Source organism: Streptomyces sp. NPDC051109 (assembly GCF_044455885.1).
Taxonomy (GTDB): Bacteria; Actinomycetota; Actinomycetes; order Streptomycetales; family Streptomycetaceae; genus Streptomyces.
The window spans coordinates 74112-98004 of record NZ_JBITFF010000009.1; the positions used below are offsets into that span (position 1 = coordinate 74112).

The 23893-nt window shown below is 71.1% G+C and carries 26 protein-coding genes; 17 read left to right on the forward strand and 9 right to left on the reverse strand.

The window, feature by feature from the left end; translation table 11 throughout:
• Positions 1-18 precede the first annotated feature (18 nt).
• From ACIBAD_RS18540 to ACIBAD_RS18585, 10 genes are all read left to right on the forward strand, one after another.
• A complete protein-coding gene (locus ACIBAD_RS18540) occupies positions 19-801 on the forward strand; it encodes a Rossmann-like domain-containing protein (RefSeq protein WP_398907857.1) in 783 nt (260 codons plus the stop codon).
• A complete protein-coding gene (locus ACIBAD_RS18545; RefSeq protein WP_398907706.1) occupies positions 798-1919 on the forward strand; it encodes a PLP-dependent cysteine synthase family protein in 1122 nt (373 codons plus the stop codon). The genes ACIBAD_RS18540 and ACIBAD_RS18545 overlap by 4 nt, the downstream gene beginning before the upstream one ends.
• On the forward strand, positions 1916-2965 hold the full coding sequence (locus ACIBAD_RS18550) for a dipeptide epimerase (protein ID WP_398907707.1): 1050 nt from the start codon (positions 1916-1918) through the stop codon (positions 2963-2965). The genes ACIBAD_RS18545 and ACIBAD_RS18550 overlap by 4 nt, the downstream gene beginning before the upstream one ends.
• Complete coding sequence (locus ACIBAD_RS18555; RefSeq protein ID WP_398907708.1) at positions 2962-4236, forward strand: MFS transporter; 1275 nt, start codon at positions 2962-2964, stop codon at positions 4234-4236. Before ACIBAD_RS18550 ends, ACIBAD_RS18555 begins: the two co-directional genes overlap by 4 nt.
• Complete coding sequence (locus ACIBAD_RS18560; RefSeq protein WP_398907709.1) at positions 4233-5045, forward strand: class I SAM-dependent methyltransferase; 813 nt, start codon at positions 4233-4235, stop codon at positions 5043-5045. The genes ACIBAD_RS18555 and ACIBAD_RS18560 overlap by 4 nt, the downstream gene beginning before the upstream one ends.
• Positions 5042-6607, forward strand: a complete 1566-nt coding sequence (locus ACIBAD_RS18565) for an ABC transporter substrate-binding protein (protein WP_398907710.1) — start codon at positions 5042-5044, stop codon at positions 6605-6607. The genes ACIBAD_RS18560 and ACIBAD_RS18565 overlap by 4 nt, the downstream gene beginning before the upstream one ends.
• A complete protein-coding gene (locus ACIBAD_RS18570; RefSeq protein ID WP_398907858.1) occupies positions 6595-7551 on the forward strand; it encodes an ABC transporter permease in 957 nt (318 codons plus the stop codon). The genes ACIBAD_RS18565 and ACIBAD_RS18570 overlap by 13 nt, the downstream gene beginning before the upstream one ends.
• Entirely contained in the window at positions 7548-8345 is a 798-nt protein-coding gene (locus tag ACIBAD_RS18575; RefSeq protein WP_398907711.1) for an ABC transporter permease, read from the forward strand. Before ACIBAD_RS18570 ends, ACIBAD_RS18575 begins: the two co-directional genes overlap by 4 nt.
• Positions 8342-9823: an ABC transporter ATP-binding protein gene (locus ACIBAD_RS18580; protein WP_398907712.1), complete on the forward strand. Its 1482-nt coding sequence runs from the start codon at positions 8342-8344 to the stop codon at positions 9821-9823. Before ACIBAD_RS18575 ends, ACIBAD_RS18580 begins: the two co-directional genes overlap by 4 nt.
• An 88-nt stretch (positions 9824-9911) precedes the next feature.
• Positions 9912-10280, forward strand: coding sequence for a hypothetical protein (locus ACIBAD_RS18585; RefSeq protein ID WP_398907713.1), 369 nt, complete (start codon positions 9912-9914; stop codon positions 10278-10280).
• 82 nt (positions 10281-10362) lie between these two features.
• Here ACIBAD_RS18585 and ACIBAD_RS18590 read toward each other — a convergent pair whose 3' ends face one another.
• A complete protein-coding gene (locus ACIBAD_RS18590; RefSeq protein WP_398907714.1) occupies positions 10363-12384 on the reverse strand; it encodes a putative Ig domain-containing protein in 2022 nt (673 codons plus the stop codon).
• A gap of 237 nt (positions 12385-12621) precedes the next feature.
• Between ACIBAD_RS18590 and ACIBAD_RS18595 the strand changes: the two genes are divergently transcribed.
• The gene (locus ACIBAD_RS18595) at positions 12622-13440 is read left to right on the forward strand and encodes a TrmB family transcriptional regulator (RefSeq protein ID WP_398907715.1); all 819 of its coding nucleotides are present in this window, start codon (positions 12622-12624) and stop codon (positions 13438-13440) included.
• Positions 13441-13468: 28 nt separating this feature from the next.
• Here ACIBAD_RS18595 and rpsR read toward each other — a convergent pair whose 3' ends face one another.
• The 4 genes from rpsR to rpmG are packed head-to-tail and all read right to left on the reverse strand — an operon-like array spanning position 13469 to position 15317.
• Positions 13469-13708 (reverse strand): 30S ribosomal protein S18, encoded by a 240-nt coding sequence (rpsR, locus tag ACIBAD_RS18600; protein WP_398907716.1) that lies wholly within the window; start codon positions 13706-13708, stop codon positions 13469-13471.
• Positions 13709-13734: 26 nt separating this feature from the next.
• Positions 13735-14877: a CobW family GTP-binding protein gene (locus tag ACIBAD_RS18605; RefSeq protein ID WP_398907717.1), complete on the reverse strand. Its 1143-nt coding sequence runs from the start codon at positions 14875-14877 to the stop codon at positions 13735-13737.
• Positions 14874-15122, reverse strand: a complete 249-nt coding sequence (locus tag ACIBAD_RS18610) for a type B 50S ribosomal protein L31 (protein ID WP_398907718.1) — start codon at positions 15120-15122, stop codon at positions 14874-14876. The genes ACIBAD_RS18605 and ACIBAD_RS18610 overlap by 4 nt, the downstream gene beginning before the upstream one ends.
• 30 nt (positions 15123-15152) lie before the next feature.
• Positions 15153-15317 carry a 50S ribosomal protein L33 gene (gene rpmG / locus ACIBAD_RS18615; protein ID WP_079430716.1) on the reverse strand — a complete coding sequence of 55 codons (165 nt, stop codon included), beginning with the start codon at positions 15315-15317 and terminating at the stop codon, positions 15153-15155.
• 70 nt (positions 15318-15387) lie between these two features.
• Here rpmG and rpmB point away from each other — a divergent pair, with 70 nt between their 5' ends.
• Both rpmB and rpsN read left to right on the forward strand, forming a co-directional pair.
• Positions 15388-15624, forward strand: coding sequence for a 50S ribosomal protein L28 (rpmB, locus tag ACIBAD_RS18620; protein WP_398907719.1), 237 nt, complete (start codon positions 15388-15390; stop codon positions 15622-15624).
• On the forward strand, positions 15624-15929 hold the full coding sequence (gene rpsN, locus ACIBAD_RS18625) for a 30S ribosomal protein S14 (RefSeq protein WP_398907720.1): 306 nt from the start codon (positions 15624-15626) through the stop codon (positions 15927-15929). Before rpmB ends, rpsN begins: the two co-directional genes overlap by 1 nt.
• 222 nt (positions 15930-16151) lie before the next feature.
• Here rpsN and ACIBAD_RS18630 read toward each other — a convergent pair whose 3' ends face one another.
• Both ACIBAD_RS18630 and rpmF read right to left on the reverse strand, forming a co-directional pair.
• Complete coding sequence (locus ACIBAD_RS18630; protein WP_398907721.1) at positions 16152-17327, reverse strand: GTP-binding protein; 1176 nt, start codon at positions 17325-17327, stop codon at positions 16152-16154.
• A gap of 5 nt (positions 17328-17332) precedes the next feature.
• On the reverse strand, positions 17333-17503 hold the full coding sequence (rpmF, locus tag ACIBAD_RS18635; RefSeq protein WP_362810919.1) for a 50S ribosomal protein L32: 171 nt from the start codon (positions 17501-17503) through the stop codon (positions 17333-17335).
• A gap of 118 nt (positions 17504-17621) precedes the next feature.
• Between rpmF and ACIBAD_RS18640 the strand changes: the two genes are divergently transcribed.
• The 4 genes from ACIBAD_RS18640 to ACIBAD_RS18655 are packed head-to-tail and all read left to right on the forward strand — an operon-like array spanning position 17622 to position 21053.
• Complete coding sequence (locus tag ACIBAD_RS18640) at positions 17622-18575, forward strand: metal ABC transporter substrate-binding protein (protein WP_398907722.1); 954 nt, start codon at positions 17622-17624, stop codon at positions 18573-18575.
• A complete protein-coding gene (locus ACIBAD_RS18645; protein WP_398907723.1) occupies positions 18572-19369 on the forward strand; it encodes a metal ABC transporter ATP-binding protein in 798 nt (265 codons plus the stop codon). Before ACIBAD_RS18640 ends, ACIBAD_RS18645 begins: the two co-directional genes overlap by 4 nt.
• Entirely contained in the window at positions 19366-20229 is an 864-nt protein-coding gene (locus ACIBAD_RS18650) for a metal ABC transporter permease (protein WP_398907724.1), read from the forward strand. The genes ACIBAD_RS18645 and ACIBAD_RS18650 overlap by 4 nt, the downstream gene beginning before the upstream one ends.
• Complete coding sequence (locus tag ACIBAD_RS18655) at positions 20226-21053, forward strand: metal ABC transporter permease (protein ID WP_398907725.1); 828 nt, start codon at positions 20226-20228, stop codon at positions 21051-21053. Before ACIBAD_RS18650 ends, ACIBAD_RS18655 begins: the two co-directional genes overlap by 4 nt.
• 37 nt (positions 21054-21090) lie before the next feature.
• On the opposite strand, the gene ACIBAD_RS18660 is transcribed toward ACIBAD_RS18655, so the two are convergent.
• Both ACIBAD_RS18660 and ACIBAD_RS18665 read right to left on the reverse strand, forming a co-directional pair.
• Positions 21091-21432, reverse strand: a complete 342-nt coding sequence (locus ACIBAD_RS18660) for a hypothetical protein (RefSeq protein WP_398907726.1) — start codon at positions 21430-21432, stop codon at positions 21091-21093.
• Between the two features lie 1007 nt (positions 21433-22439).
• Complete coding sequence (locus tag ACIBAD_RS18665) at positions 22440-23840, reverse strand: tyrosine-type recombinase/integrase (protein ID WP_398907727.1); 1401 nt, start codon at positions 23838-23840, stop codon at positions 22440-22442.
• Positions 23841-23893: the final 53 nt, after the last annotated feature.

The following is a 23893-nucleotide window of genomic DNA, read 5'->3' on the forward strand; positions in this document are numbered from 1 at the left end:
CGTACGGTCGACCAGCTCATGGAACGCGTCCGCACCGGCGGCTACGGTCCCGACCCGGCCCAGGAGCGCATCGCACTCGCCTTCACCACCGCCCAGGCGGTCCGCCACGAAGGCCGCAGCGGCGGCTACCGTAATGAGGTCCTCAGCCTGCGCCTCGCCGGTGCCGTCGGATCCTGCGCCGTGGAGCCGGGAGCGCTGCCCGCGACGGCGCTCGACGAATGCGTCGGCGCCACCGTGGCCGACCTGCTCGACCATCCGCTCCTGCCTGTGCGGATCGCCGCGCTCGACGCCTACCTGATGTACGTATGCCCGCACACCCCCGACCACGGAGCCCGCCCCTACGCGCTGCCCGCGGGCAGTTCCCTATACCGCTCCCGAGCCCGAGCCCGTGCGGTCGTAGATCTCCTGCCCGCTGCCGGGCCCCAGCGGCTCCTCGTCGTGGGTGTCGTCAACTCCCTGCTGGAGCGGCTGCGCGAGCGCGGGACGGCGTACACGCCCTGCGACCTCAAGGGCGGCACCACCGAATGGGGCGAGCCGGTCCGCACGGATGCCCTCGCGGAGCTGGAGCGCTGCGACGCGATCCTCGCCTCCGGCATGACCCTCGGCAACGGCACCTTCCAGCAGCTGCTCGACCACGCCACCGCCACCGGAAAACCGCTCGTCATGTTCGCGCAGACCGGCAGCGCCGTCCTGCCGCGGTTCCTCGGAGCCGGGGTGAGCGCCGTGTCCGCCGAGCCGTACCCCTTCTTCTGGCTCGACGGCGGCCCCGGAGTCATCCACCGCTACGGAGGCACCCGGTGACCACCGCACCCCTGCTGCACCGGACATCGGCCGCCGTGGCCAACCCTGACCTGCTGCCGCTCGTCGGCCGCACCCCGATCACCCGGATCCGTACCGAACTCCCTTACCCCCACCCTGGTTTCTGGGCGAAGCTGGAATGTCTCGGCGCCGGCGGCATGAAAGCCCGGGCGGCCGTCTCCATGCTGCGCGGTGCCCGGCGTCGCGGGGAACTGCTCCCCGGCGCCCCCGTGGTGGAATCGACCTCCGGCACGCTGGGCATTGGTCTCGCCTTCGCCGGACAGGCCCTCGGCCACCCGGTCGTCCTCGTCGGCGACAGCGAACTCGAACCGTCCATGCGCCAGTTGCTGCGCACGTACGGAGCCCAGCTGGAGCTCGTCGAATGCCCGGCGGCCGAAGGCGGCTGGCAGGCCGCCCGGATCGCCCGGCTGCGCGAGGTCCTGGCCCGGATGCCGGACGCGTACTGGCCCGACCAGTACAACAATCCCGACAATGCGGCGGGCTACCTGTCCATGGCCGCCGAACTGTGCAGTCAGCTGGACCACTTGGACATCTTGGTGTGCAGTGTCGGCACCGGTGGGCACAGCGCCGGACTCGCCGGCGCGCTGCGGCGCCGCTGGCCGCGCCTGAAGGTGATCGGCGTCGACTCCGTCGGCTCGGCCATCTTCGGCCAGCCCGCCCGCCCCCGCCTGATGCGCGGACTCGGCAGCAGCATCCACCCGCGCAATGTCGCCCATCGAGCTTTCGACGAAGTGCACTGGGTGGGCCCGGCCGAAGCGGTCGACGCCTGCCGCAGGCTTGCCCGTGGCAGCTTCGTCAGCGGCGGCTGGAGTACCGGCGCCGTCGCTCTGGTCTCCGCCTGGGCGGCCCGCGTGGAAGCCGGCGCGGTCGTCGCCACCGTCTTCCCCGACGGACCGCACCGCTACCTCTCCACCGTCTACGACGACGACTTCTGCCACGTCCACGGCCTTGACCGGGCCGAGCTCGCCGTCCGGCCGCTGGAGATCCCGCACCCACAGGCGGTCGAGGCCGTCGGCTGGGCCCGCTGCCGGACCGTCCTCGACCCGGTGGCACCCCGCCGTCTCCAGGTGCCCGTGCCCGCGCAAGGGGGCGCCGCGTGAAGCTCACCTGGAGCACCACGGAACTGGAACTGGCCGAGCCGCTGCGCATCTCCCGCTCGGTGATGGCCCGCCGCGACGCCGTCTGGGTCACCATCGAACACGGCGGCCTTCGAGGCTGGGGCGAGGCCGCCAGCAGCGACTACCTCGGCCTGCCCACCGGCCGGATCGTCAAGCACCTCGCCGCCTCGCGCCCGGGCATCGAACGCCTCCCCGACCCCGAGACGGCATGGGGCGAACCCGCCGCCTGGACACTGCCGGAGCTGCCGGCCGGCGTCCTCGCGGCGATCGAAGCGGCGCTGATCGATCTCGTCGGCAAGCGGGCCGGCCGGCCCGCACACCAGCTGCTCGGCTCGGACGCCGCCCCCGCCGTGGCGACCGCCCGTACAATCGGCATCGCCCCGCCCGTGGCGGCAGCCGCGCAGGCCGCCCGCCTCGCGGTGAGCGGATTCACCGTCCTCAAAGTCAAGGCCGGATCTCCCGACCCGGCGGACGATCTCGCCCGGGTGGAGGCCGTACGCACCGCAGCGCCCAAAGCCACCTTGCTGCTCGACCCCAACGGCGCTTGGACCGAGCGCCTGGCCCTCGACCTGCTGCCGCGATTCGCCGACCTCGGCGTCACCGCCGTGGAACAGCCGATCGCGCCGGGCCGCCCCGAGGTCCTCGCCCGGGTGGCCAAGGAATCCCCGGTCCCCGTCATCGCCGATGAGGACGCGGTCTCGTACGAGGACGCCGTGGCCCTGGCCGGACGGGTGCACGGCGTCAACGTCAAACTCGCCAAATGCGGCGGGGTCCGGGCAGCCCTGCGCATCCACGAAGCCCTGCGCGGCAGCGGCACCGAGCTGATGCTCGGCTGCCTCACCGCCAGCTCGCTGGGCATCGCCCCCGCCGTGCACCTGGCCGATCGGGCCCGCTGGGTGGACCTCGACGGGCACCTGCTGCTCGCAGACGACCCGTGGACCGGTATCGGCGGAGCCGACGGCACGGTACGGGCCGCGAACCGGGCCGGTCTGGGCGTCAGACGCGCCCACGTGGAGGCCGTACGGTGAGAACCCTTGCCGCGGTGCGGAGCTTCCCCCTCGCCATACGCTTGCTCCTCGTCAACCAGCTGGGCGTCAACACCGGCTTCTATCTGCTCATCCCGTACCTCGCCACGCACCTGACCGACGACCTCGGCCTGTCGGCGGCCGTCGTCGGCGTGGTGTTGGGCCTGCGCAATCTCAGCCAGCAGGGGCTGTTCCTCATCGGGGGCTCGGCCGCCGACCGGCTCGGAGCCCGCGGTGTGATCATCGCGGGCTGTGCACTGCGCACCCTGGGCTTCGCCCTGTTCGCCCTCGGCGACGCGCTGCCGCTGCTGCTCGGCGCGTCCATACTCAGCGGGCTCGCGGGGGCCCTCTTCAACCCCGCCGTACGGACCTACGTCGCCCAGGAGGCGGGCGGGCGCACAGCCGAGGCCTTCGCCCTGTTCAACGTCTTCGCGACCACCGGGGCGCTGCTCGGCCCGCTGCTCGGCAGTCTCCTCCTCCTCGTGGACTTCCGGGCCGCCGCCGTCAGCGCGGCAGCGGTGTTTGCCGTACTCACCTTCGTGCAGTTCCTGGTGCTGCCCGCCCGCGAGGTCCCCGCACCTGACACGGGGGTGCTCGGCGACTGGCGGGAGGCGACCGGTAATCGCCGGTTCCTGGCGTTCTCCCTCGCCATGGTCGGCATGTACGGCCTGCAGAACCAGCTGTACCTGCTGCTGCCCCACGCTGTGGCGCGGGCGTGGGGGTGGGACGGTTCGATCGGTCTGCTCTTCCTCGCGGGGACCATCGCGAATCTGGTCTTCCAGCTGCGCATCACCCGCAGGCTCGCGGCCCGGGCAAGCCGCGCCCGCTGGATCGCCACCGGCCTTGCGGTCATGGGACTGGGCTTCGTCCCGCCGATGCTCGTCTCGGGCGCCCGGGCCCCGCACCCGGCGTACCTGCTCCTGGTGCTGGCCGGTGCACTGCTCCTCCACCTCGGCGTGATGATCGCCCAGCCGTTCGTGATGGAGCTGATCCCCGCCTTCGGCCGCGAGAACCTGACCGGCACCTATTACGGCCTCTTCTACGCGGTGTCCGGCCTCGCCGCCGCCGTCGGCAGCGCGGCGATCGGCTGGTCCATGGACACCGCCGGACACACCGGCCTGACCTGGCTGCCGTACGCCTGCTGCCTCGCCCTCGGCCTGGCCTCGGCCGTGGCCGTCGTACGGCTGCACCGACGGCGCGCGCTGCCCCCCGACTCCGTACCGGACCCCATGCCCCCACGTGTCGACGTACGTCCTCGAAGCGAGACCAAGTGACCAGCGGCAACCTCCTCACCGACCACCCCGAGCTCTACGAAGAACGCTTCCCCGACCTGGAACACCTGGCGGCCCGCTGGGCCGAGGACGTCCTGGACCGCCACGGCGCAGGGCCCCGCGTCCTCGACGTCGGCTGCGGCACCGGCCGCGACGCCGCCTGGCTGCACCACCGGGCAGGCCGCGAGGTCACCGGCATCGACACCTCCGAGGCCATGCTGGCGCACGCCCGCAGCCGCCACCCCGGCCCCGCCTACCACCGCGCCGACATGCGCGACTTCGACCTCGGCAGCCCCTTCGACGCCGTCGTCTGCATGGACAGCGCCCTGCTCTACTGCCACACCAACGACGACCTCACCGCCTTCCTCGCCCGCTGCCGCACCCACCTCAACCCCGGTGGCCTGCTCGTCGCCGAAATGCGCAATGGGGCCTTCTTCCTCGGCGACACCGAGCTCCTCGACGGCCCGCGCACCAACACCTTCGCCTGGCGCGGCACGACGTACACCTCCCACACCACCCTGTGGATCGACCACGGCGCACAACTCCTGCGCCGTCGAAGGACCTGGACCGCCGACGACGGCTCCCGGCCGGAGGAGCAGCACTCCGCGTGGAGGCTCCTCTTCCCGCAGGAGCTGCGGTACTTCCTCACCACCGCCGGGTTCGAGGTCCTCGCGCTGTACGACGGACCCGGCCCCCGCACCGAACCCCCGTGGAGCGAGGGGGAGGCCCCGCACGGGACCACGAGTTCCGACCGCCTCCATCTCATCGCCCGGCTCATGACCCACCTCAGCAACGGAGACACCCCCGCATGAACGACGCCCGCTCCAGTCTCGCCCGCAGAGGCTTCCTGATCGCCACGGGCGCCACCGCGCTCGCCTTCACCGCCGGCTGCGGCACCGGCGCCACCACCCCGGACGCCAAGAACGCCGCACAGGGAGCCCCCAAGGCCGGCGGCAAGCTGCGCGCCGCCTTCGCCGGTGGCGGCGCCAACGAGACCCTCGACCCGCACGCAGCCAACCTGTTCGTCGACGCCGCCCGCGCCAAGGCCCTCTTCGACAAGCTCGCCGACTTCGGCGCCGACCTCGCCGCCGTCCCCAGGCTGGCCGAGCGCTGGGAGCCCAACGACGCCCTCGACACCTGGCGCATCACCCTGCGCAAGGCCGTCTTCCACGACGGCAGGCCCGTCACCGCTGAGGACGTCCTCTACAGCTACCGCAGGATCGCCGACCCCAAGGGCACCTTCCGCGCGAAGGCATCGCTGGAGCCCATCGACCTGGAGGCCAGCCGCGCCGTCGACGCGGGTACCGTCGAGTTCAAGCTGAAGCGCCCGTACGCCGAATTCCCCAACGTCCTCGCCGCGTTCGGCGCGTACATCGTCCCCAAGGACGCCACCGCCTTCGACAAGCCCATCGGCTCCGGGCCGTTCACCTTCGTCTCCTTCAAGCCGGGCAGCTCGCTCGTCGTCAAGCGCAACGACGCCTACTGGGAGGGCGCCCCGCACCTGGAAGAGCTCGAATTCGTCGTCGCCGGCGAGGAATCGGCACGCGTCAGCGCCCTGCTCGGCGGGCAGGTCGAGTACGCGCACGAACTGAACCCGGCCACAGCCCGCACCCACGAGGGCAAGGGCAAGATCGACATCATCCGCCTGCCGGGCAGCGCGATGCAGGGCTTCGTCATGAAGACCGACCGCCCGCCGTTCAACGACCCCCGGGTCCGCCAGGCCTTCTTCCTCATCGCCGACCGCAAGGAACTCGTCGACGGGGCCCTCTCCGGCGCGGGCGAGATCGGCAACGACCTGTTCGGCAAGGGCTACCAGTACTACCCCGCCGGCCTCCCGCAGCGCACCCAGGACCTCGACAAGGCCCGTGCCCTGCTCAAGGAGGCCGGGGCCGAGGGGCTCAAGGTCACCCTCGACACCGCCCCCGCCGCCACCGGCTTCGTCGAGGCCGCCGGCATCTTCAAGGAGCAGGCCGCCAAGGCCGGAGTCACCGTCGAGATCAAGGTCGGCAACAAGGACACCTACTGGAAGGACATCCTGAACAACGGTACCTTCGCCTCCTACCGCTCGGGCGCCATGCCCATCGAGTCCCACATCTCGCAGCGCCTGCTGACCGGCTCCACCACCAACGCCACCAAGTGGCAGCACAAGGACTTCGACGACCTGTACCAGCAGGCCCAGTCCACCCGCGACGTCACACAGCGCGGCGCCCTCTACGAGCGGATGCAGCGCCGGCTGTACGACGAGGGCGGCTTCCTCATCTGGGGCTTCGCCGACTGGATCATCGCCACCGCACCCAAGGTGCGCGGAGTGTCGAAGACGGCCCCCGCCAACACCCTCGACTGGGCCCGTTTCGACAAGATCTGGCTCGCGTGACGCTCCACCCGTCATGGATCGGCCGCCGCCTGCTCCTCGGCCTGGGGCAGACGGCGGCCGTCGTCCTGTTCATCTTCGCCCTCACCGAGGCGCTGCCCGGCGACGCGGCCGTCGCCCTCGCCGGGGACCAGCCCGATCCCGCCCGCATCGCCCGCATCCGCGAGACGATGGGCCTGGACCGCCCGGCCGCCGAACGCCTCGTCGACTGGGTCTCCGGCCTCCTGCACGGCGACCTCGGCACCTCCTTGGTCAGCGGACGGCCCGTCACCGGCTACCTCACCGCCGGACTCGGCCCCACCCTGCTGCTGGCCGCCGCCACGCTCTCTCTGCTGGTGCCGCTCGCCGTGGGCCTGGGCGTCCTGGCGGCCCGTCGTGAGGGCGGGCCGCTCGACCGGACGGTGAGCGCCCTGACCCTCGCCGTGCACGCCGTACCGGAATTCGCCGTCGGGGTCCTGCTCGCCACGCTCTTCGGGCTGTGGCTGGCCTGGCTGCCGCCCACCGCCGTCGGCGCCGACCCGTTCACCGAACCCGCCGTCCTGGTCCTGCCCGTCGTCGTCCTGCTGTCGCGGCCCGTGTGCACCATCAGCCGCCTCGTGCGCGCCGGGATGATCGACGCGATGGCCTCGCCGTACGTCGCCCAGGCCCGCCGCTACGGAGTGTCCGGCGCCCGAGTCACCTGGACGCACGCCCTGCCCAACGCCCTCGCCCCCGCCACCCAGCAACTGGCCCGCACATGCGACTGGCTCCTCAGCGGAGTGATCGTCGTGGAGGCGCTCTTTGTGATCCCGGGTCTCGGCACCGTACTCATCGAAGCTGTCGCCGCCCGCGACATCCCCGTTGTCCAGGGCATGGCCGTCGTCTTCGGCATCGTCACCGTCGCAGTCAACCTCGCCGCCGACCTGGTCGCCCGCCGCTTCGCACCCCGGTCCGAGGTAGCGGCGTGAAACAGAAGCCGACAAGGTACCTCCTCGCACTCGGACTGATCGTCCTGCCCGTCCTCCTCGCGCTGGCCGGACCCTTCGCGGCGGGCCCGGCCGGCCCCCGATCGGTCTCCTTCGCCTCCGGCGACGGGCACTGGCTCGGCACCGACTTCAGCGGGCGGGATGTCTGGCAACAGGTGCTCCTCGGCGGCCGCTCCGTCGTGCTCGTGGCGATCGCGGCCACCGTCCTCGCCTACCTCGTCGCCACCCCTCTGAGCCTCGCCGCGGCCCTCACCCGCCGTACCTGGCTTGAGGAGGCACTGATGCGTCCCCTGGACGTGGTCATCGCGGTCCCCTCGCTCCTGCTGGTGCTGCTCGTCGCGGCCACCCTCACCCCGGGACCCGTCGGACTGACCGTCCTGGTCGGGCTGGCCGCCGTACCCGATGCCGCCCGGGTCGTGCACGCGGCGGCCGTCGAGATCTCCTCCCGGCCGGCCGTCGAAGCCCTGCGCATGCAGGGCGAATCCTGGTGGCGCACGGCCATCGGGTACGTAGCCCGCTCCATGCGCCGCACCCTCGCCGCCGACGCCGGCATCCGGCTGACGGGCGCCCTGTACCTGGTGGCCACTGCCGCCTTCCTCGGCGTCGGCGTGCAGCCGGACGCCGCCGACTGGGCGGTGATGGTCGACCGCAACCGCACGGGCCTGTTCCTCCAGCCCTGGGCCGTGGTGGTGCCGGCGCTGCTTATCGCGGCGCTGTCCATGGGCACCAACCTGCTGTTCGACGCCGCTCTGCAGAAGAAAGGAACGACGCGATGAGCCTCGTCGCACACGTGCGCGGCCTCCGGGTGGAGATCGGCGGGCGGGCGATCGTCGACGGCGTGAGCCTCGAGGCCCACGCAGGCAAGGTCACCGCCCTCATCGGCCCTTCCGGCAGCGGCAAGACCACCACGGGCCTCGCACTCCTTGGCGAGTACCCGCGGGGCGCCAAGGTCGAAGGCACGGTACGTACACCAGGGGGCGCCGTCGGATACGTACCCCAGCACCCCGCGACCGCACTCAACCCGGCACGCCGCGTGGGAGCACTGCTGCGGGACATCGCCGTCCGCCAGGGAGGCGACCGGCGCGAGATCCGCGGGCGCGTCGAGCAGGCCCTCCGCTTGGCGCAGATCCCGGACCCAGCGGCCGTACTGCGCCGCTTCCCCCACCAGCTCTCCGGCGGCCAGCAGCAGCGGATCGTCCTGGCGCAGGCACTGCTGCTGGGCGCGCAGGTCATCGTCGCCGATGAACCCACCACCGGCCAGGACGTCCTCACCAAACAGGGCATCGTGGCGGAGCTGGCAGCCGTGGCCGCACAGGGCATCGCCGTCATCCTGCTCAGCCACGACCTAGACGTCGTACGGGAGTTGGCCGACGAGGTCGTGGTCATGCGAGAAGGCCGGGTCGTGGGCCGCGGGTGTGCGTCGTCGGTGCTCGCCGGCCCTGTGGGGGAGCCGCCGCCCCGCGCTGTACGGGCGGCCCGCCCGCGAGGGCCGGTACGCCTTGCGGCCCAAGGCCTGAGCGCGAGGCACCGCACGGCGCGGGGCGCCATCGAGGTGCTGAGCGATATCCAGGTCTCGGTCGCAGCGGGGGAGTGTCTGGCGCTCGTAGGCCGCTCCGGCAGCGGCAAGACCACGCTGGGACGCTGCCTGGCCGGGCTGCACTCCGCGTACGACGGTACGGTCCTGCTCGACGGGAGCCCGCTGCCACACAGCCTGCGCTCCCGTAGCCGCGCCCAACTGGCCGCCGTACAGTACGTGTTCCAGGACGCGAAGGCCGCCTTCGACGAACACCGGCCCGTCCTCGACCAGGTCGCCCGCAGCGCGGTGCGCCTGCGGGGGGCGGACCGGCACGACGCCCGCAGGGCGGCCGTACGGACCCTTGAGGAACTGGGCCTGACCGCGAGCCTCGCCGAACGCCGCCCCGGCGGGCTCTCGGGCGGCGAACTCCAGCGGGCCGCACTCGCCCGGGCCCTGCTGGCGCAGCCGCGGGTCCTCATCTGCGACGAGATCACCTCCGGCCTCGATCCCGCCACCCGGCACGCCATCCTCGACGTACTCGCCCGGCTCCGGGAACGCGCCGAGCTCACCCTGTTGTTCATCACGCACGAGCTCGCGGCTGCCGGGGCTCTGGCCGACCGGATCGCGGTCCTGGACGAGGGACGGGTGGTCGAGGACGGGCCGGCGGGGCGCGTGCTCACCGAGCCGCGGCATGCGTTCACCCGAGCCCTGCTGGGGGCCGCGGCACAGCCCACGTAGCCTCGGCAGTGAGATCGATGGAACCCGGATCGTAGGGATTACGTCCCATCGCCGACCGACCGATGCTCCGGTGCGGGGAGGCCATAGGATGCGTATGCGGGTACGGACGGGAATGGTTCTCGCGGCGCTGCTGCTCACGGCCGGTTGCGGCGCCGAACCGGCCCGGGCCGGCTGCGTCGACGGCGGCGAGGTGACCGTCACCGCAGCGGACAACGGCCATCGGATCTGCCTGGACAGGCACGGCACGGTCCGGGTGTCGCTGCAGGGGCGGCCCACGGGCCCGGTGAGCGTGTCCGGAGCGGCGCTGGCCCGGGAATCGGACGATCTCTTCCGGGGCGAGTCGACCGGAACGGCCGTCCTGACCTCCGCCGTCCGGAGCTGTCCGGAGCCGACTGCGGCCGGCTCGGTGAGCTGCCTCGCGATGATGACCTGGAAGGTCACCGTGGAGGTCCGCTGAGCCGGGACGGGCGGGCGGCCGCACAGCCGGGCGGGCCCGGACCGATGCCTGCGGTCCGGGCCCGCCCTTCTTCATCTTCGGGTCAGCTGACGTTGACCGCGGTGTCGTCGATCACGAAGGAGGTCTGCAGGCTGGAGTCCTCGGTGCCGGTGAACTTGATGGTCACCGTCTGCCCCGCGAACGAGGACAGGTCGAAGGTCTTCTGGACGTAGCCGGTGTTCTTGTTGAGGTTGGAGTAGCTCGCCAGGGTGGTGGAGTTGGCCGTCACCGTCAGCTTGTCGTAGGCGGTGGCGGTGGTCGTCTCCGCGGTGTCGATGTGCAGGTAGTAGCTGAGGGTGGCGTGGCAGCCGGCCGGGAGCGTCACCGACTGGGAAAGAGAGTCGGTGTGCGTGGAGCCGTAGCCGTTGAGCCATGCCTTCCAGGAGCCGGAGTGCGCGGCCTCGCCGCTGCCGTTGTCGACCACGCCGGTGGTGGCGGTCCAGGGGCTGGCGCTGCCGGTTTCGAAGCCCGCGTTCCCCAGGCGCTGCCCGGGGACGCAGCCGCCGCCGGTCGGGCTGACGGCCCAGGTGAAGGAGGCGCTGCCGACGGCGTTGGTGGTGTCCTTGGCGGTAACCGTCACGTTGTAGGTGCCCGCGGTGGTCGGCGTACCGCTGATCAGCCCGGTCGAGGTGTTTATGGACAGGCCCGGCGGGAGTCCGGTGGCGCTGTAGGTGAGGGTCTGGCCGCTGGCGGAGTCGGTGGCCTGGATCTGCAGGGAGGCGGCGGTGTCGACGGTGGTGCTCCGGCTGCCGGGGTTGGTCACCGTGACGGTGTTCCCGCCGGTGGAGCCGCCCGTGAAGGCGGCGGTGCCGTTGGGGGTGCCGAGGCCGGTCGGGCCGTCGTAGCCGGACTTGGCGGTGCAGAGGTAGCTGCTGCCGCAGGAGCCGTTGGCGCCGCTGGTCACGTCGTTGAGTGAGGAGGTGTGGGCGTACGGGTACGAGGACGGGTAGCTGCCCGCGGCCGGGGTTCCGGCGAGGGCGTAGACGGCGGCGATGATCGGCGCGGAGGCGCTGGTGCCGCCGTAGACGTTCCAGCCGCTGGCCTGGTAGCTGTCGTAGACGGCGAGGCCGGTGGCCGGGTCGGCGACCGCGGAGACGTCGGAGACGGTGCGCTTGGCGCAGCCGCTGTCGGTCTGCCAGGACGGCTTGGTGGTGTAGGAGGAGCAGCCGGAGCCCGCGCCGTTGCCGCCGGAGCTGGTGCCCCAGACGGATTCGGACCAGCCGCGCGTGGTGCCGCCGGCCCGGGTCAGCGAGGTGCCGCCGACGGAGGTGACGTACTGGGAGGCCGCCGGGTACTCGACTCCGTAGCCGCTGTCGCCGGAGCTGACGGTGATCGCGACGCCGGGGTGGTTGAAGTACGAGGCGTCGGAGCTCGGGTCGGTGGAGTCCTCGCCGCCGCCGTAGCTGTTGGAGACGTACTTGGCCCCCATGGTCACGGCGCGGTTGACGGCGGCGCCCAGGTCGGCCATGGACGGCTGGTTCGCCTCGACGAGCAGGATGTGGCACTGCGGGCAGACGGCGCTGACCATGTCCACGTCGAGGGAGATCTCGCCCGCCCAGCCGGAGTCCGCCTTGGGGTAGTTGGTGCCGCCGTTCTGGTCGACCTTCCTGAAGCAGCCGTTGGCGGTGGTACAGGCCGGGAGGCCGTACTGGGAGCGGTATGTCGCCAGGTCGGCCTCGGCGTTCGGGTCGTCGTAGGCGTCGATGATGGCGACCGTCGCGCCGGCGCCGGCCGAGGCCGACAGGGCGTACGCGCTCTGCAGGTCGGTGGGTCCGTAGCCGGACGGGAGCAGGTTGGGCGCGAGGCTGAGCTGCTGCTTGAGGTCGGTACGGGCCAGCGCGTGGCAGGCCATGAAGCCGGGTTTCGTCGGCTCCGAGCAGAGCCGCTGGGTGTGCGCGGCGGAGGCGGCGGGCGTGGCGGGCGCCGTCGAGGCAGCGGACGGTGAGGCGACGGCGAGTAAGCCGCCGGATATCACGGCCGCCGTCGAGAGCACGGCGGTCGCGGCGCGGCGCGTCAGGCTTCTGGCGCGGCTGGTGGGACTCGATTGCAATGAACTGCCCTCCATGGGGGGTCGGATCCCCGCGGCGTGGGATTGGCCTCCAGGACATGCCAGGTCCATGACATATCGATGGGGAGGAACGCCGCGGGGCTACGCGTGGCACGGGTTCATTGATCTGAGTGACTGCCACCACGTTCAGTGGTGGCCACCGCAGAACGTAGTGAGAAGCAGGCCCAAGGGGATACCCGCGAAGGGCAAAGGATTGCTTTCGGTCAGTGATCTACGGGTATACCGTGTGCTGCCATGGAGTTGGACGACAGTGCGGTCAACAACCTTGTTGCGCTGGGCCTTTCCCGCTACGAGGCGCGGGTCTACCTCACCCTGGTGAGGCGGGAGTCGTACACTGCGGCGGAAGTGGCGCGCGCCGCGGACGTCCCCCGCCAGCGCGTGTACGACGTTCTCGAGGCGCTGGTGCGGCGGCGTCTCGCCATCCCGCGTCCGGGGCGGGTGGCCGCCTTCTCCGCCGTGTCCCCCGAGTTGGCGCTAGCCCGGCTGATGGCCCTTCAGCGGGAGTCACTGGAAAGGCTGGACCAGGCGGCGGCCGTGCTGGCGACGGCGCTGACTCCGGTCTGGTCGGCCGGGCAGACGCATACGGATCCGCTCGACTACATCGAGGTGCTGCGCGACCCCAAGGCGATCGCCGAACGGTTCGCGAGTATCCAGGAGCAGGCCACGCACGAGCTGCTGAGCTTCTGCAAGCCGCCCTTCGTCGCCCCCGCGGCCAACGACGAAGGCATCGAGGCTGTCCGCAGGCTTCGCCGCGCCGGGGGATCGGCCCGCGCCGTCTACGCCCACGATGCCCTCGGCGACGGGGGGGTGCTGGAGAACGTGCGCCGGTTCGGCGAGGCCGGCGAGGAGGCCCGCTTCACTCGGGAGCTCCCGTTGAAGCTGATCATCGCCGACGCCTCGCTGGTCCTGTGCGACATGCCCGACCCGATGGCCGACACCCGGGCAACCACAGCGCTGTTCATCGAACACCCGGCACTCGCAGGCTGTTTGAGGCTGTCATTCCTGTCGGTGTGGGACCAGGCCGAGGCGGCGTCCGACGCACGCCACCCCTGACACCTCTCGCGCGGATCGGTTCGGTGGACTACCGGCTGCTGCTGTACGGCAGCAAGGCCATCTCGCGGGCGTTCTTGATCGCCTGGGCGAGGCGGCTCTGCTGCTGGGCGGTGACGCGAGTGACGCGGCGGCTGCGGATCTTGCCGCGGTCGGAGATGAACTTCCGCAGCAGGTCGGTGTCCTTGTAGTCGATGTAGGTGATCTTCGCGGCGTCCAGCGGGTTGGGGCGGGACTTCAGCGGCTTGTGGGGGGCTTGGCGGCGGGCCATGAGGGTTCCTTGGGGTTGTCGTGTCGTCAGGAGACGGGGTCGAGGAGGGAGTCGAAGGCGGCCGGGAGGCTCTTCCATGCCTCCCGTCCCGCCGCGTATTCGGCGTCGGTGAGCAGGCAGGACTCGAGGAGCCGTTCGAGGCCGTGCCGGTCGAGGCCGGGTGAGGTGAAGACGAGGTGCTGGCAGCAGTCGCCGTGTTCGGGATGCCAGTCGAGCGAGGCTGCCGCCCTGCGCATCGGCGGCACCATTTCCCAGGCGGCGTCCGGTAGGGACGCCAGCCAGGGGCCGGCGTTCTCCACGCACAGGGCGCCGCCCGCGGCGTCCCAGGCCAGCAGGGTGTCGGGTCGGTCGGCGAGCCAGAACCGGCCGCGGCTGCGGGCCGCGGCGCAGCAGAGGTCTTCCAGCGCCTGGTAGAGGCGCTCGGGGTGGAAGGGGCGGCGGCGGTGCCAGACGAAGGTGGTCACTCCGGCCTCGTCGGCCTCCTGGGGCAGCAGGGCGCAGGCCGGGTGCTGGGCGGCGGCCGCTGTTTCCAGGTCGAAGCCAGCGAAGGCCAGCTGGGCGAGCTCTCCGGATCCGGCCGGGACCCGGCGGGCGGTCGGATGGAGCTGGGCGAGGAGGGCGCGGTCCTCGTCGTCGGCGTCTTCGCTATCGACGAGTGCGAGTACGGGGGCGTACTCGAGCTGCCGCGCCCAGGTGTCTCCGACCGTTCGCTGGTCGGAGGCGGCCGCGGCGAGGCCCACCTCTGCCAGGTCGTCTCCGTTGACGAGGTACGGCAGTACGAGTGCGGGGTCGACCGCGGTGATGACGCCGGTGAGGTCGAGTACGTCTCCACCGTGTGCGACGACGACCTCGGCCATCGCCTTGGGCTCGACGGAGTCCCAGAGCTCGACGACGGCCAGCCGTGTCATCCCGCTGTCGGCCAGCCGTTCCAGCTCGGGGACCAGGTCCTCGCGCAGGGCGCAGCAGGCGCAGTCGTTGACGAGGGGTGCCTCGCCGCGGGACAGCTCGCCGGAGGCGTCGCGTACCAGGCGCTGCACCGTGCCGGCCGGTGCGGTGGCCAGGTCGTGGTGGAGGGCGACGCTTCCGGGCACGGTGCGCAGCAGCCGATCCACGACCTCTCTGCGGGCGTCGGCGTGGAGCCCGCCGACGAGGACGACGGGCAGGGTCACGGCTTGCTCCCGTAGCGGCGCTCGAAGCGCTCGACGCGGCCGGCGGTGTCCAGGACGCGGGCGGTGCCGGTGTAGAAGGGGTGGCTCCGCGAGGAGATCTCCACGTCGATCACGGGGTAGGTGTTGCCGTCCTCCCACTCCACCGTCTTCTCGCTGGTGGCGGTGGAGCGGGTGAGGAAGGCGAAGTCGGCGGCCTTGTCGCGGAAGACGACGGGGCCGTAGGCGGGGTGGATTCCGGGCTTCATGGGATGGCTCTCTCGGTTGTCGGGTCTTGGTCAGCGCTCTTCGCGGAAGTCGACGTGCCGGCGCACCACCGGGTCGAACTTGCGCAGCACCATGCGGTCCGGGTCGTTCCGGCGGTTCTTGCGGGTGACGTAGGTGAAGCCGGTCCCCGCGGTGGAGCGGAGCTTGATGACCGGGCGTACTTCGTTGCGTGCCATGCCGCTACTATACGGGAATGGAAATCGTTTCCAATAGCCTTCCCGTTCAGAGAGAGGCAGGCAACACGCCATGTCCGCCCACTGCCAACTGACCGGCGCCCAGCCCGGCTTCGGCAACAACATCTCCCACTCGCACCGGCGCACCTCCCGCCGCTTCGACCCCAACATCCAGCGCAAGCGCTACTGGCTGGCGAGCGAAGGGCGCCACGTCCGCCTGACCCTGAGCGCGAAGGCGATCAAGACCGTCGACGTGATCGGCGTCGAGGCGGCGGTGGCCCGGATCCGCGCCCGAGGGGTGAGGGTCTGATGGCGAAGAAGAGCAAGATCGCGCAGAACGAGAACCGCAAGGCGACCGTCGAGCGGTACGCGGCCCGGCGCGCCGAGCTGAAGGAGGTCCTGCGACGCCCGCACTCGACGGAGGCCGAGCGCCGCGCGGCCATGGCGGAGCTGCGCAAGCAGCCCCGCGACGCCAGCGCGACCCGGGTCCGTAACCGGGACGCCGTCGACGGCCGCCCTCGAGGCCACCTCCGGAAGTTCGGTCTCTCCCGCGTCCGGATGCGCGAGCAGGCACACGCCGGCCTCCTGCCCGGAGTCACCAAGTCCTCCTGGTAGCGCCTGCGTACCTGGTGCGCGCACGGGCCCACATCTCCGGCGGGATGTGGGCCCGCACGCCACCGCCTCGCCCGCCTGCCGCCGCTGCACCCCGATCCGCTCCTCGGCCGTCGCTGGGCTTGCGATGACAATGCCCGCCCAGCGCGAAGCTGGGCGGGCATTGTGGGACCGATACCGGGCTGGGCAGTGCCGTGGCTGCGACCACTGCCCAGCCCGGAGTCTTCATGCCTGCTGCAGCACCGGTTCCAGGCGCTCGTGCTCGCAGGCGTCGTCGATGCCGTAGGTGTCCCAGGCCGGGAACGGATCGCCCGGCGGGAGGGATTCCCCATCCGCCATCAGGCAGGCGCCCAGGGCCGCATGGAGGGATTCGGCGCGAAGTCCAGTACCGATGAAGACCAGTTCCTGGCCCTGGGGGGCGTCCGCGTCGCGGGCGCCGGAGGGCTCGAAGCGGGCCACGGCGCCGGCCTGTGACCACAGGCCGGTGATGTGCGGGCGGCTGGCAAGCCAGAAGAAGCCCTTGGAGCGCAGGACTTGTCCGTAGGTTCCGCTGTCGAGGCCCTTGGTGACGAAGGTCCACAGTCGGCCCGGATGGAACGGCAGTTCGGAGCGGAAGACGGTGGACGAGATCCCGTACTCCTCGGTCTCCGGGACGTGGTCGCCGTTGAGCTCCATGACCCAGCCCGGGGCCTGCTGGGCTCGCTCCAGGTCGAACAGTCCGGTGCCCAGGACTTCGCGCAGTTCGACGCGCCCGCGGGTGGCGGAAACGATCCTGGCGGAGGGGTTGAGGCGGGTGAGGGCGGCCCACAGCCGGTCGGCGCTCCGCTTGCCGACGAGGTCGAGCTTGTTGAGCACGATGACGTCGGCGAACTCGATCTGGTCCATCAGCAGGTCGCTGACCGTGCGCTCGTCGTCCTCGTACTGGTCGAGCCCGCGCTCGGCGAGGCCGTCCCCGCCGGTGAGTTCCGGCAGGAAGTTCTTCGCGTCGACCACGGTGACCATGGTGTCGAGCCGGGTGAGATCGCCCAGGGTGGCGCCGTCATCGCGCGGGAACGCGAAGGTGGCCGCGACCGGCATGGGCTCGGAGATGCCGCTCGACTCGATGAGCAGATAGTCGAAGCGGCCCTCGCGGGCGAGGCGGTCGACTTCTTCCAGCAGGTCATCGCGCAAGGTGCAGCAGATGCACCCGTTGGTCATCTCGACCAGACGTTCCTCGGTGCGCGACAGGGCAGCCTCACCGCCGCGCACCAGTGTGGCGTCGATGTTGATCTCGCTCATGTCGTTGACGATGACCGCGACGCGCAGGCCCTCGCGGTTGCTCAGGATGTGGTTGAGCAGGGTGGTCTTGCCCGCGCCCAGGAAGCCGGACAAGACGGTGACGGGCAGTCGGTTGTGCGTCACGTCGGTCAGCCCTCGGGCCGCAGCAGACCGCGCTCGTAGGCCTTCAGCAGCCGCTGCGGCACGAGGTAGACGGAGCCGTCCACGGTGAAGGGCACCAGCGTCGGGGTGGTCGCCTTCCACTGGGCGCGGCGGTGACGGGTGTTGCTGCGGGACATCTTCCGCTTGGGAACGGCCATGGCGATCTCCTGGGTGGGTGCGGGGCGGGCGATTCCAGACAGTACTCTAAATGAACACGATTTTCATGTCGATAAGATGCGGGCTCGTGCAGTGCCCAAGCCCACCCCTGGAGGACCCATGCATCACCCCAAGCGCGGCGCCGTCGGGCTCGCCTCCGTCGCCATAGCCCTCGCGCCGGTAACTGCCTGCGGCTCCGGCTCAGCGGCCGACAGCGGCGCCCCCGGCGAGGGCGGCAAGCTGAAGGTCGTCGCCACCACCACACAGGTCGCAGACTTCGTCCGCACCATCGGCGGCGACCGTGTCGCGGTCACCCAGCTGGTGAAGCCCAACGCCTCGCCCCACGAGTACGAGCCCACCCCCGCCGCCATCCAGGCGATAGGCCAGGCCGAACTGCTGGTCAAGAACGGTGTCGGTCTCGAAGACGCGTGGCTCGCCAAGACGGTCCAGACCTCCGCCTTCCACGGGCAGACCGTCGACACCAGCGCGGACGTCACGCTCCGCCACGGCGAAGACGAGGAAACCGGCAAGCCAGCCGACGACCCGCACATCTGGCACAACCCGCAGAACGCCAAGACCATGTGCGCCGCCATCGAGAAGGCCCTGGCCAAGGCCGACCCGGCCCACACGGCCGACTACGAGCAGCGCTTCACGGACTACGCGGCAAAGCTCGACGCCCTCGACAAGGACATCGAGCGCCAGATCAACTCCCTCCCGGAGGACGGCCGCAAGCTCGTCACCAACCACGACGCCTTCGGCTACTACATCGACCGCTACCACCTCACCTTCGTCGGCTCGGTCATCCCCGACTTCAGCGACCAGGCGGAGCTGTCCGGCACCCAGCTGGACAACCTGGTGAAGAAGATCAAGGACGAGAAGGTGAAGGCCGTCTTCGGCGAGTCCTCGCTGCCGCCCAAGACCGCGCAGACCATCGCCGACGAGGCCGGAGTGAAGGTCGTCGCGGGCGACGGCTCGCTGTACGGGGACTCGCTCGGGCCCGAGGGCTCCGCCGGCGACAGCTACCTCAAGAGCGAGGCGTTCAACACCAAGACCATCGTGGACGCCCTGAAGTGAGCGCCCTCACCCTGCCCTCACCGCGTACGGAAGCCGGTCCCGGCCCGCTGCCGGCGATCGCATTCGACCACGCCTGCCTGTGCTACGGCTCCACCACCGTGCTCGACGACGTGCACGGCACCGTCCTCCCCGGCCAGGCCGTCGCGCTCATCGGCCCCAACGGCGCCGGCAAGTCCACCCTCATCAAGTCCGCACTCGGCCTGGTACGGGTGGGCTCCGGGGCGGTCTCCGTGTACGGACAGCGCCCGGCCGCCGCCCGCTCCCGTACCGCCTACGTTCCCCAGGCTGACACCCTCGACCCCGAATTCCCCGTCACCGTGGGCCAGGTGGTCCTCATGGGCCGCTATCGGGCCGTCGGCTGGCTGCGCCGGCCCGGCCGGCGGGACCGGGCCGTCGCCGCTGACGCGCTGGAGCTCGTAGGCCTCGCCGACCGGGCCAACGACCGCTTCGGCACCCTCTCGGGCGGGCAGCGGCAGCGCGTCCTGCTGGCCCGCGCCATCGCCCAGCAGGCCGATGTACTGCTGCTGGACGAGCCGTTCAACGGCGTGGACGCGGTCAGCCGGGATGCCCTGCTGGGCGCGCTGCGCGAACTGCTCTCGGGCGGCGCCGCCGTCCTGGTCTCCACCCACGACCTGACGGTCGCGCGCGACCTGTGCGAGCAGGTGTGCCTCCTCAACGGGCGGCAATTCGCCTTCGGCCCGCTGGAGCAGACCCTCACCGCAGACAACCTGCGGTGCTGCTACGGGTCGCACGCCTTCGAGGTGGACGGCTCCGCGATCGTGGCCGGGGCGTGAGCGGGGTGGGGGCTCTCCTGGTGGAGCCGTTCCACGTGCCGTACATGGCGCGGGCACTGACCGAGCTGGTGATCCTGGGCGTCCTGGGCGGAGTGGTGGGCGTGTTCGTCCTCGTACGCCGCCTCGCCTACGTCGCCGACGCACTCACCCACACCGTCTTCCCCGGCGTCGTGGTCGGCTTCGCCGCCGGAGCGGCGGACGGGGTCTTCTGGGGCGCGCTGACCGCCGGACTGATCACCGCCGTACTCCTGACACTGCTCACCCGGGCCCCGCGCATCAGCGAGGACTCGGCCCTGACCGTCCTCCTCACGGCCTTCTTCGGTCTCGGAGTGGTCATGGTCTCCCGGCAGCACGGCTACCGGCACGACCTGACGGCCTTCCTCTTCGGCCAGGTCCTGACGGTGACCTGGACGGAGGTGGTGCAGAGCGCGCTGGTTGCCGTCGGCTGCCTCGCCGCGCTGGCGGTCCTCGGCCCCCACCTGGCGCTGCGCGCCTTCGACCCGGAGGGAGCCCGGGCCATGGGCTACCGTATTGGGCTCCTGGACCTGGCCCTGAACGTCGTCATCGCACTGGTGGTGGTCGCAGCCGTCCGGTCGGTGGGGACGGTGCTGGTCATCGCACTGGTCATCACCCCTGCCGCCTTCGGCCGCGTCCTGTCGCACCGCATCCCCGTGATCGCCGCCGTCGGAGCGACCTTCGGCGGGCTCTGCGGCTGGCTCGGCCTCGCGGCGAGCTACCAGGCATCCGTCTTCCACGGCCTCCAACTGGCGGCCGGACCCGCCATCGTCCTGCTGATGACCACCGCTTACGCGGCTCTGCTCGCCGGAGCCGCACTCCTGCGAAGGGCCCGACGCGCATGAGCTGGCTCGACTCCTACACCCACAGGGCTCTCTTGGAGGCGGCCATGGTGGGCGCCCTGTGCGGGGCGATCGGGCTGCACGTGGTCCTGCGCCGGATGAGCTTCTTCGCGATGGCCATGACCCACGCGACCTTCCCCGGCGTCGTCCTGGCCGCCGTACTGGGCATCGACATCTACCTCGGCGGCGCCGCCATGGGCCTGCTCGTCTGCCTGTGCGTCCTCGCCCTGTCCCGCCGACGCGACCACCAAGCGCAAGGTGCCACCACCGCGACCGGCATCGTCCTGGCCACCGGCTTCGCCCTCGGCGTGGCCCTGCTCTCCGCCACCAACGGCTTCAACAGAAACCTCGAAGCCTTCATGACCGGCTCGATCGTCACCGTCACCGGCCAGGACCTGGCCACCACGGCATGCGTGGGCGCCGTAGTGCTCCTGGTCCTCGGCGTGCTGCACAAGGAGTTGCTGTACGGGGCGTTCGACCCCGAGGGGCAGCGCGCGGCCGGCTACCCGGTGGCCGCCCTCGACCTGCTGATGCTGCTCCTGGTCGAAGCGGTGATCGTCGTCACCGCCCCGGCCGTCGGCGTCATGCTGGCCATGGCCCTGATCGTCGGCCCCGCCGCCACCGCCCGCCTGTGGACCGACCGCATCCGTACGACGATCCTCATCTCGGTGGGCACCGGCACCGGCTCCTGCGCGCTCGGCCTGGAACTGTCCACGCGGTGGAACCTGGCAGCGGGCGGCACCATCGCCCTGGTCATCGCCGTGGCCTTCCTCGTCTCGCTCCTCGTCGCACCGAACGGCGGTGTGCGTCGGGTCGCCGTCGCGTGAGGTCCAGTGGAGGGCGTGAGGGTCGAGAGTCCTTGGTTCAGTTGGGCTTGCCAATTGTGCTGCGGGCCGCGAGGCGGAAGTCCTTGACTGCTTGGTAGAGGGTTCGCTCTCGTTCGGCGGCAAGGGCGGTGTCTTCGGCCTTGCGGGTGGTGTTCCCCGCGCGGGCGTTCTCGGCCATCCGTCGCATGACGTGTGAGAGGTCGCTGGAGGCGTTGGTAACACGCTCCGCGACTTCCGCGAGGGATGCAGGCCCTTCCAGGATGACGACTTCGCCGGCACGGTGGACCTCGCGGGCCAGGGTGATGAAGCGGCCCATCTTCTCGTCGATGTCGGGCAGGCCGGGTGGGTCTGAACGCAGCGAGTCGAGGACGGCGTCCATGGCGATGTCGCGGTCGTGGAGAGCGCTGAGGTAGCCGGCGTATGCGTCGCGGCGATGCTGGCGGCTCTATTGGGCGTGCTGGGACCGTGCCTGAGCACGGCCGTTCACGATTGCGGCTCCGAGGGTGGCGGCGGAACCGACGGCGGCGCCCAGCAGTGCGGCGAGTCCTGAGTCCATGGGCCCCAGTCTGCCGCTTGTTGTACATCCTGTTCGCCGGGGTTTCGTGCCCTTCTCGTGGTGGGAGGGCTGGCTGTTGTATCCCTCGCCGGTAGCGGGGGCCCGTCTCACGTCGTGACGTGTGGGCTGAGTGCTGGTTCTTCGAAACCAAGTGGACGTCCGGGCCCTGGCCGGGAAGGTGTCGGAGCATGCGCTGGTGAGGGGGCTCTTTAGACCACAGGCTTCTCAACCCTCGTCGAACCCTTGGCCTGGTCGTCTTCGCGCTCCTGTACGCCGGCGTCGTCCTTCCTGACCATCTGGTCGCGCCACCCGGACCGCCGCAAAGCGGCGCACCGCGCCCTCGACATGCTGCTGAAGGCTCGCCGCGGTCTGCGGCGTATCGGGCGGTGAGGCGTGGTGGGAGCCAGGTGGGCCCATGGTTCCTGCGTCAGGCGCAGCTGTACACCACGAACTCGGACCCGCGACTCCCTCGCGCAGCTCACCGGCTGCACGACATTGCACGGCAGCTCGACGACGAGCGTGCACACCGCGTGCCCGTTGACCCGGAAGCCCTGACCAGGCAGGTAGAGAACCTTGCGGCCGGGGAGCCCGGTAGGCCCGAGGGCCGTGACTGGCACGGCTCCTGGCGAGGCGTGAGGTCATCCGCGACCTGCCAGGCCGAGCCGAGGCAAGAGCGGCACGCTGATCCCGAGCGTCTTCCCCCTGGTGGCGGGCTGTGGCGGCGGGCGGATTCCAGGGCCAGGTGGCGCCCCTTGGGCTGGGGGTCAAGGGGTCGCAGGTTCAAATCCTGTCGTCCCGACCATGCTTTTAGCTGGTCGGAGGCCGTTCTCTCATCCGTGAGAGGGCGGCCTTTCGTGTGTCCGGGGCCATGGTGGTCGCAGTGTGGTCGCACGTCCAGTCTGCGGCCGGGAGGCCGTGGCGCTGAAGGCCAGCGGCACGGGGGAGCGGAGCCGGCGGAGGGCTTCGCGGAGCCGTTGGATGTGGTCGCGTGGTGGTCGCAGCCACGCCGGGCGGCTGGTGTCGGCGCCGGCCTTCTCGGCTCCGGTGAGGGTGCGGTCGATGGTGTCGACGGCTTCGCGGGCTGCTTGCTGGGTGAGGTGGCTGTAGATGTTGGCGGTCGTCGACAGGGTGGAGTGCCGCAGCGTTTTGGAGACCACGGTCAGGGGAACGCCGGCGGTGATGGTGATGGTGGCGGCCAGGTGCCGCAGGTCGTGGACCGTGATCCTGGGGACGCCCGCTTCGGCGGAGAGCCGGTGCAGTCGGTCCAGAACCCGCTGTGGTCCGAGAGGACGGCCGTCGGGCTGGCAGAAGACGAGTCCGGCGAACGGATCGTCAGGGTCGCCGCGTGTTCGGGGCATCGTCTTGGCGTGATGCCGGAGGGCGGTGGCGACGCGGGGTGAGATGGCGACCCAGCCGCGGCTGGATCGGGTCTTCGGTGTGGTGATGACGAGGTGGTTGTTGTCGATGGCTAAGAGGGTGCAGCGGACGTAGAAGACGCCCTGGTCGAGGTGGACGTCGTCCCAGTGGAGGCCGAGGGCTTCGCCCTTGCGTAGGCCGGTGCCGATGAGGAACTCGAACAGGTCGGCCATCTCGGGGTCGGCGTGGTGGCAGTGGGCGAGGAAGCGGGCGGCTTCCTCCGCCGTCCAGATGCGACGCTCCGGCGACGGAGGACGGCGCAGGACCGGGGGACGGGCCGGGTTGTGGGCCAGACGGTGTTGGCGCACGGAGTCGCCGAGGGCGCTGGAGAGGGTGGCCAGGCACCGGTAGAGGGTGGTCTCGCCGCGGCCGGCGGCGAGCTGGCAGGTGGTGAAGGCCGAGATGTGTCGGTGAGCAAGCTGGTCGAGCTTGAGGGTGCCGAAGGCCGGGATGAGGTCGTTGCGGACATAGTCGCGGTACCGGGCCATGGTGGTCGGCTTCAGTACCAGGGCCTTCGCTTCCAGCCAGGCCCCCAGGTAGGCGGTGACCGTCTGGTTCGGGTCCGCGTTGTATCCGCCGGCCTCGCCCTCGAGGAAGCGGCTCAGGGCCTGCTCGGCCGCATCCTGGCTGAGGAAGCCGCCCCGGCGCACCGTGGTGCGGCGGTGGTCCGGGGCGGGGACATCGACGGCGAAGCTCCAGGTGCCGTGCTCGCTGTCGGCGACCAGGTGGGGGCAGTGTGTGCCGGGCTGATGGCGATGGTTGTCTCTGCAGCCACGGCGGCGGTAGACACGGCCGCGGCCGACGCTGATACGCATGGTCATCGCCTCCGGGAGGCGGAGGGAAGTGGGTACCTCCAGCCTGCGACCAC

Coding starts and splice junctions, on each gene's coding strand:
- ACIBAD_RS18540 (WP_398907857.1), top strand. CDS start 19: ATGGAACGCGTCCGCACCGGCGGCTACGGTCCCGACCCGGCCCAGGAG.
- ACIBAD_RS18565 (WP_398907710.1), top strand. CDS start 5,042: ATGAACGACGCCCGCTCCAGTCTCGCCCGCAGAGGCTTCCTGATCGCC.
- ACIBAD_RS18580 (WP_398907712.1), top strand. CDS start 8,342: ATGAGCCTCGTCGCACACGTGCGCGGCCTCCGGGTGGAGATCGGCGGG.
- ACIBAD_RS18585 (WP_398907713.1), top strand. CDS start 9,912: ATGCGTATGCGGGTACGGACGGGAATGGTTCTCGCGGCGCTGCTGCTC.
- ACIBAD_RS18590 (WP_398907714.1), bottom strand. CDS start 12,384: ATGGAGGGCAGTTCATTGCAATCGAGTCCCACCAGCCGCGCCAGAAGC.
- ACIBAD_RS18595 (WP_398907715.1), top strand. CDS start 12,622: ATGGAGTTGGACGACAGTGCGGTCAACAACCTTGTTGCGCTGGGCCTT.
- rpsR (WP_398907716.1), bottom strand. CDS start 13,708: ATGGCCCGCCGCCAAGCCCCCCACAAGCCGCTGAAGTCCCGCCCCAAC.
- ACIBAD_RS18610 (WP_398907718.1), bottom strand. CDS start 15,122: ATGAAGCCCGGAATCCACCCCGCCTACGGCCCCGTCGTCTTCCGCGAC.
- rpmG (WP_079430716.1), bottom strand. CDS start 15,317: ATGGCACGCAACGAAGTACGCCCGGTCATCAAGCTCCGCTCCACCGCG.
- rpmB (WP_398907719.1), top strand. CDS start 15,388: ATGTCCGCCCACTGCCAACTGACCGGCGCCCAGCCCGGCTTCGGCAAC.
- rpsN (WP_398907720.1), top strand. CDS start 15,624: ATGGCGAAGAAGAGCAAGATCGCGCAGAACGAGAACCGCAAGGCGACC.
- rpmF (WP_362810919.1), bottom strand. CDS start 17,503: ATGGCCGTTCCCAAGCGGAAGATGTCCCGCAGCAACACCCGTCACCGC.
- ACIBAD_RS18640 (WP_398907722.1), top strand. CDS start 17,622: ATGCATCACCCCAAGCGCGGCGCCGTCGGGCTCGCCTCCGTCGCCATA.
- ACIBAD_RS18655 (WP_398907725.1), top strand. CDS start 20,226: ATGAGCTGGCTCGACTCCTACACCCACAGGGCTCTCTTGGAGGCGGCC.
- ACIBAD_RS18660 (WP_398907726.1), bottom strand. CDS start 21,432: ATGGACGCCGTCCTCGACTCGCTGCGTTCAGACCCACCCGGCCTGCCC.
- ACIBAD_RS18665 (WP_398907727.1), bottom strand. CDS start 23,840: ATGCGTATCAGCGTCGGCCGCGGCCGTGTCTACCGCCGCCGTGGCTGC.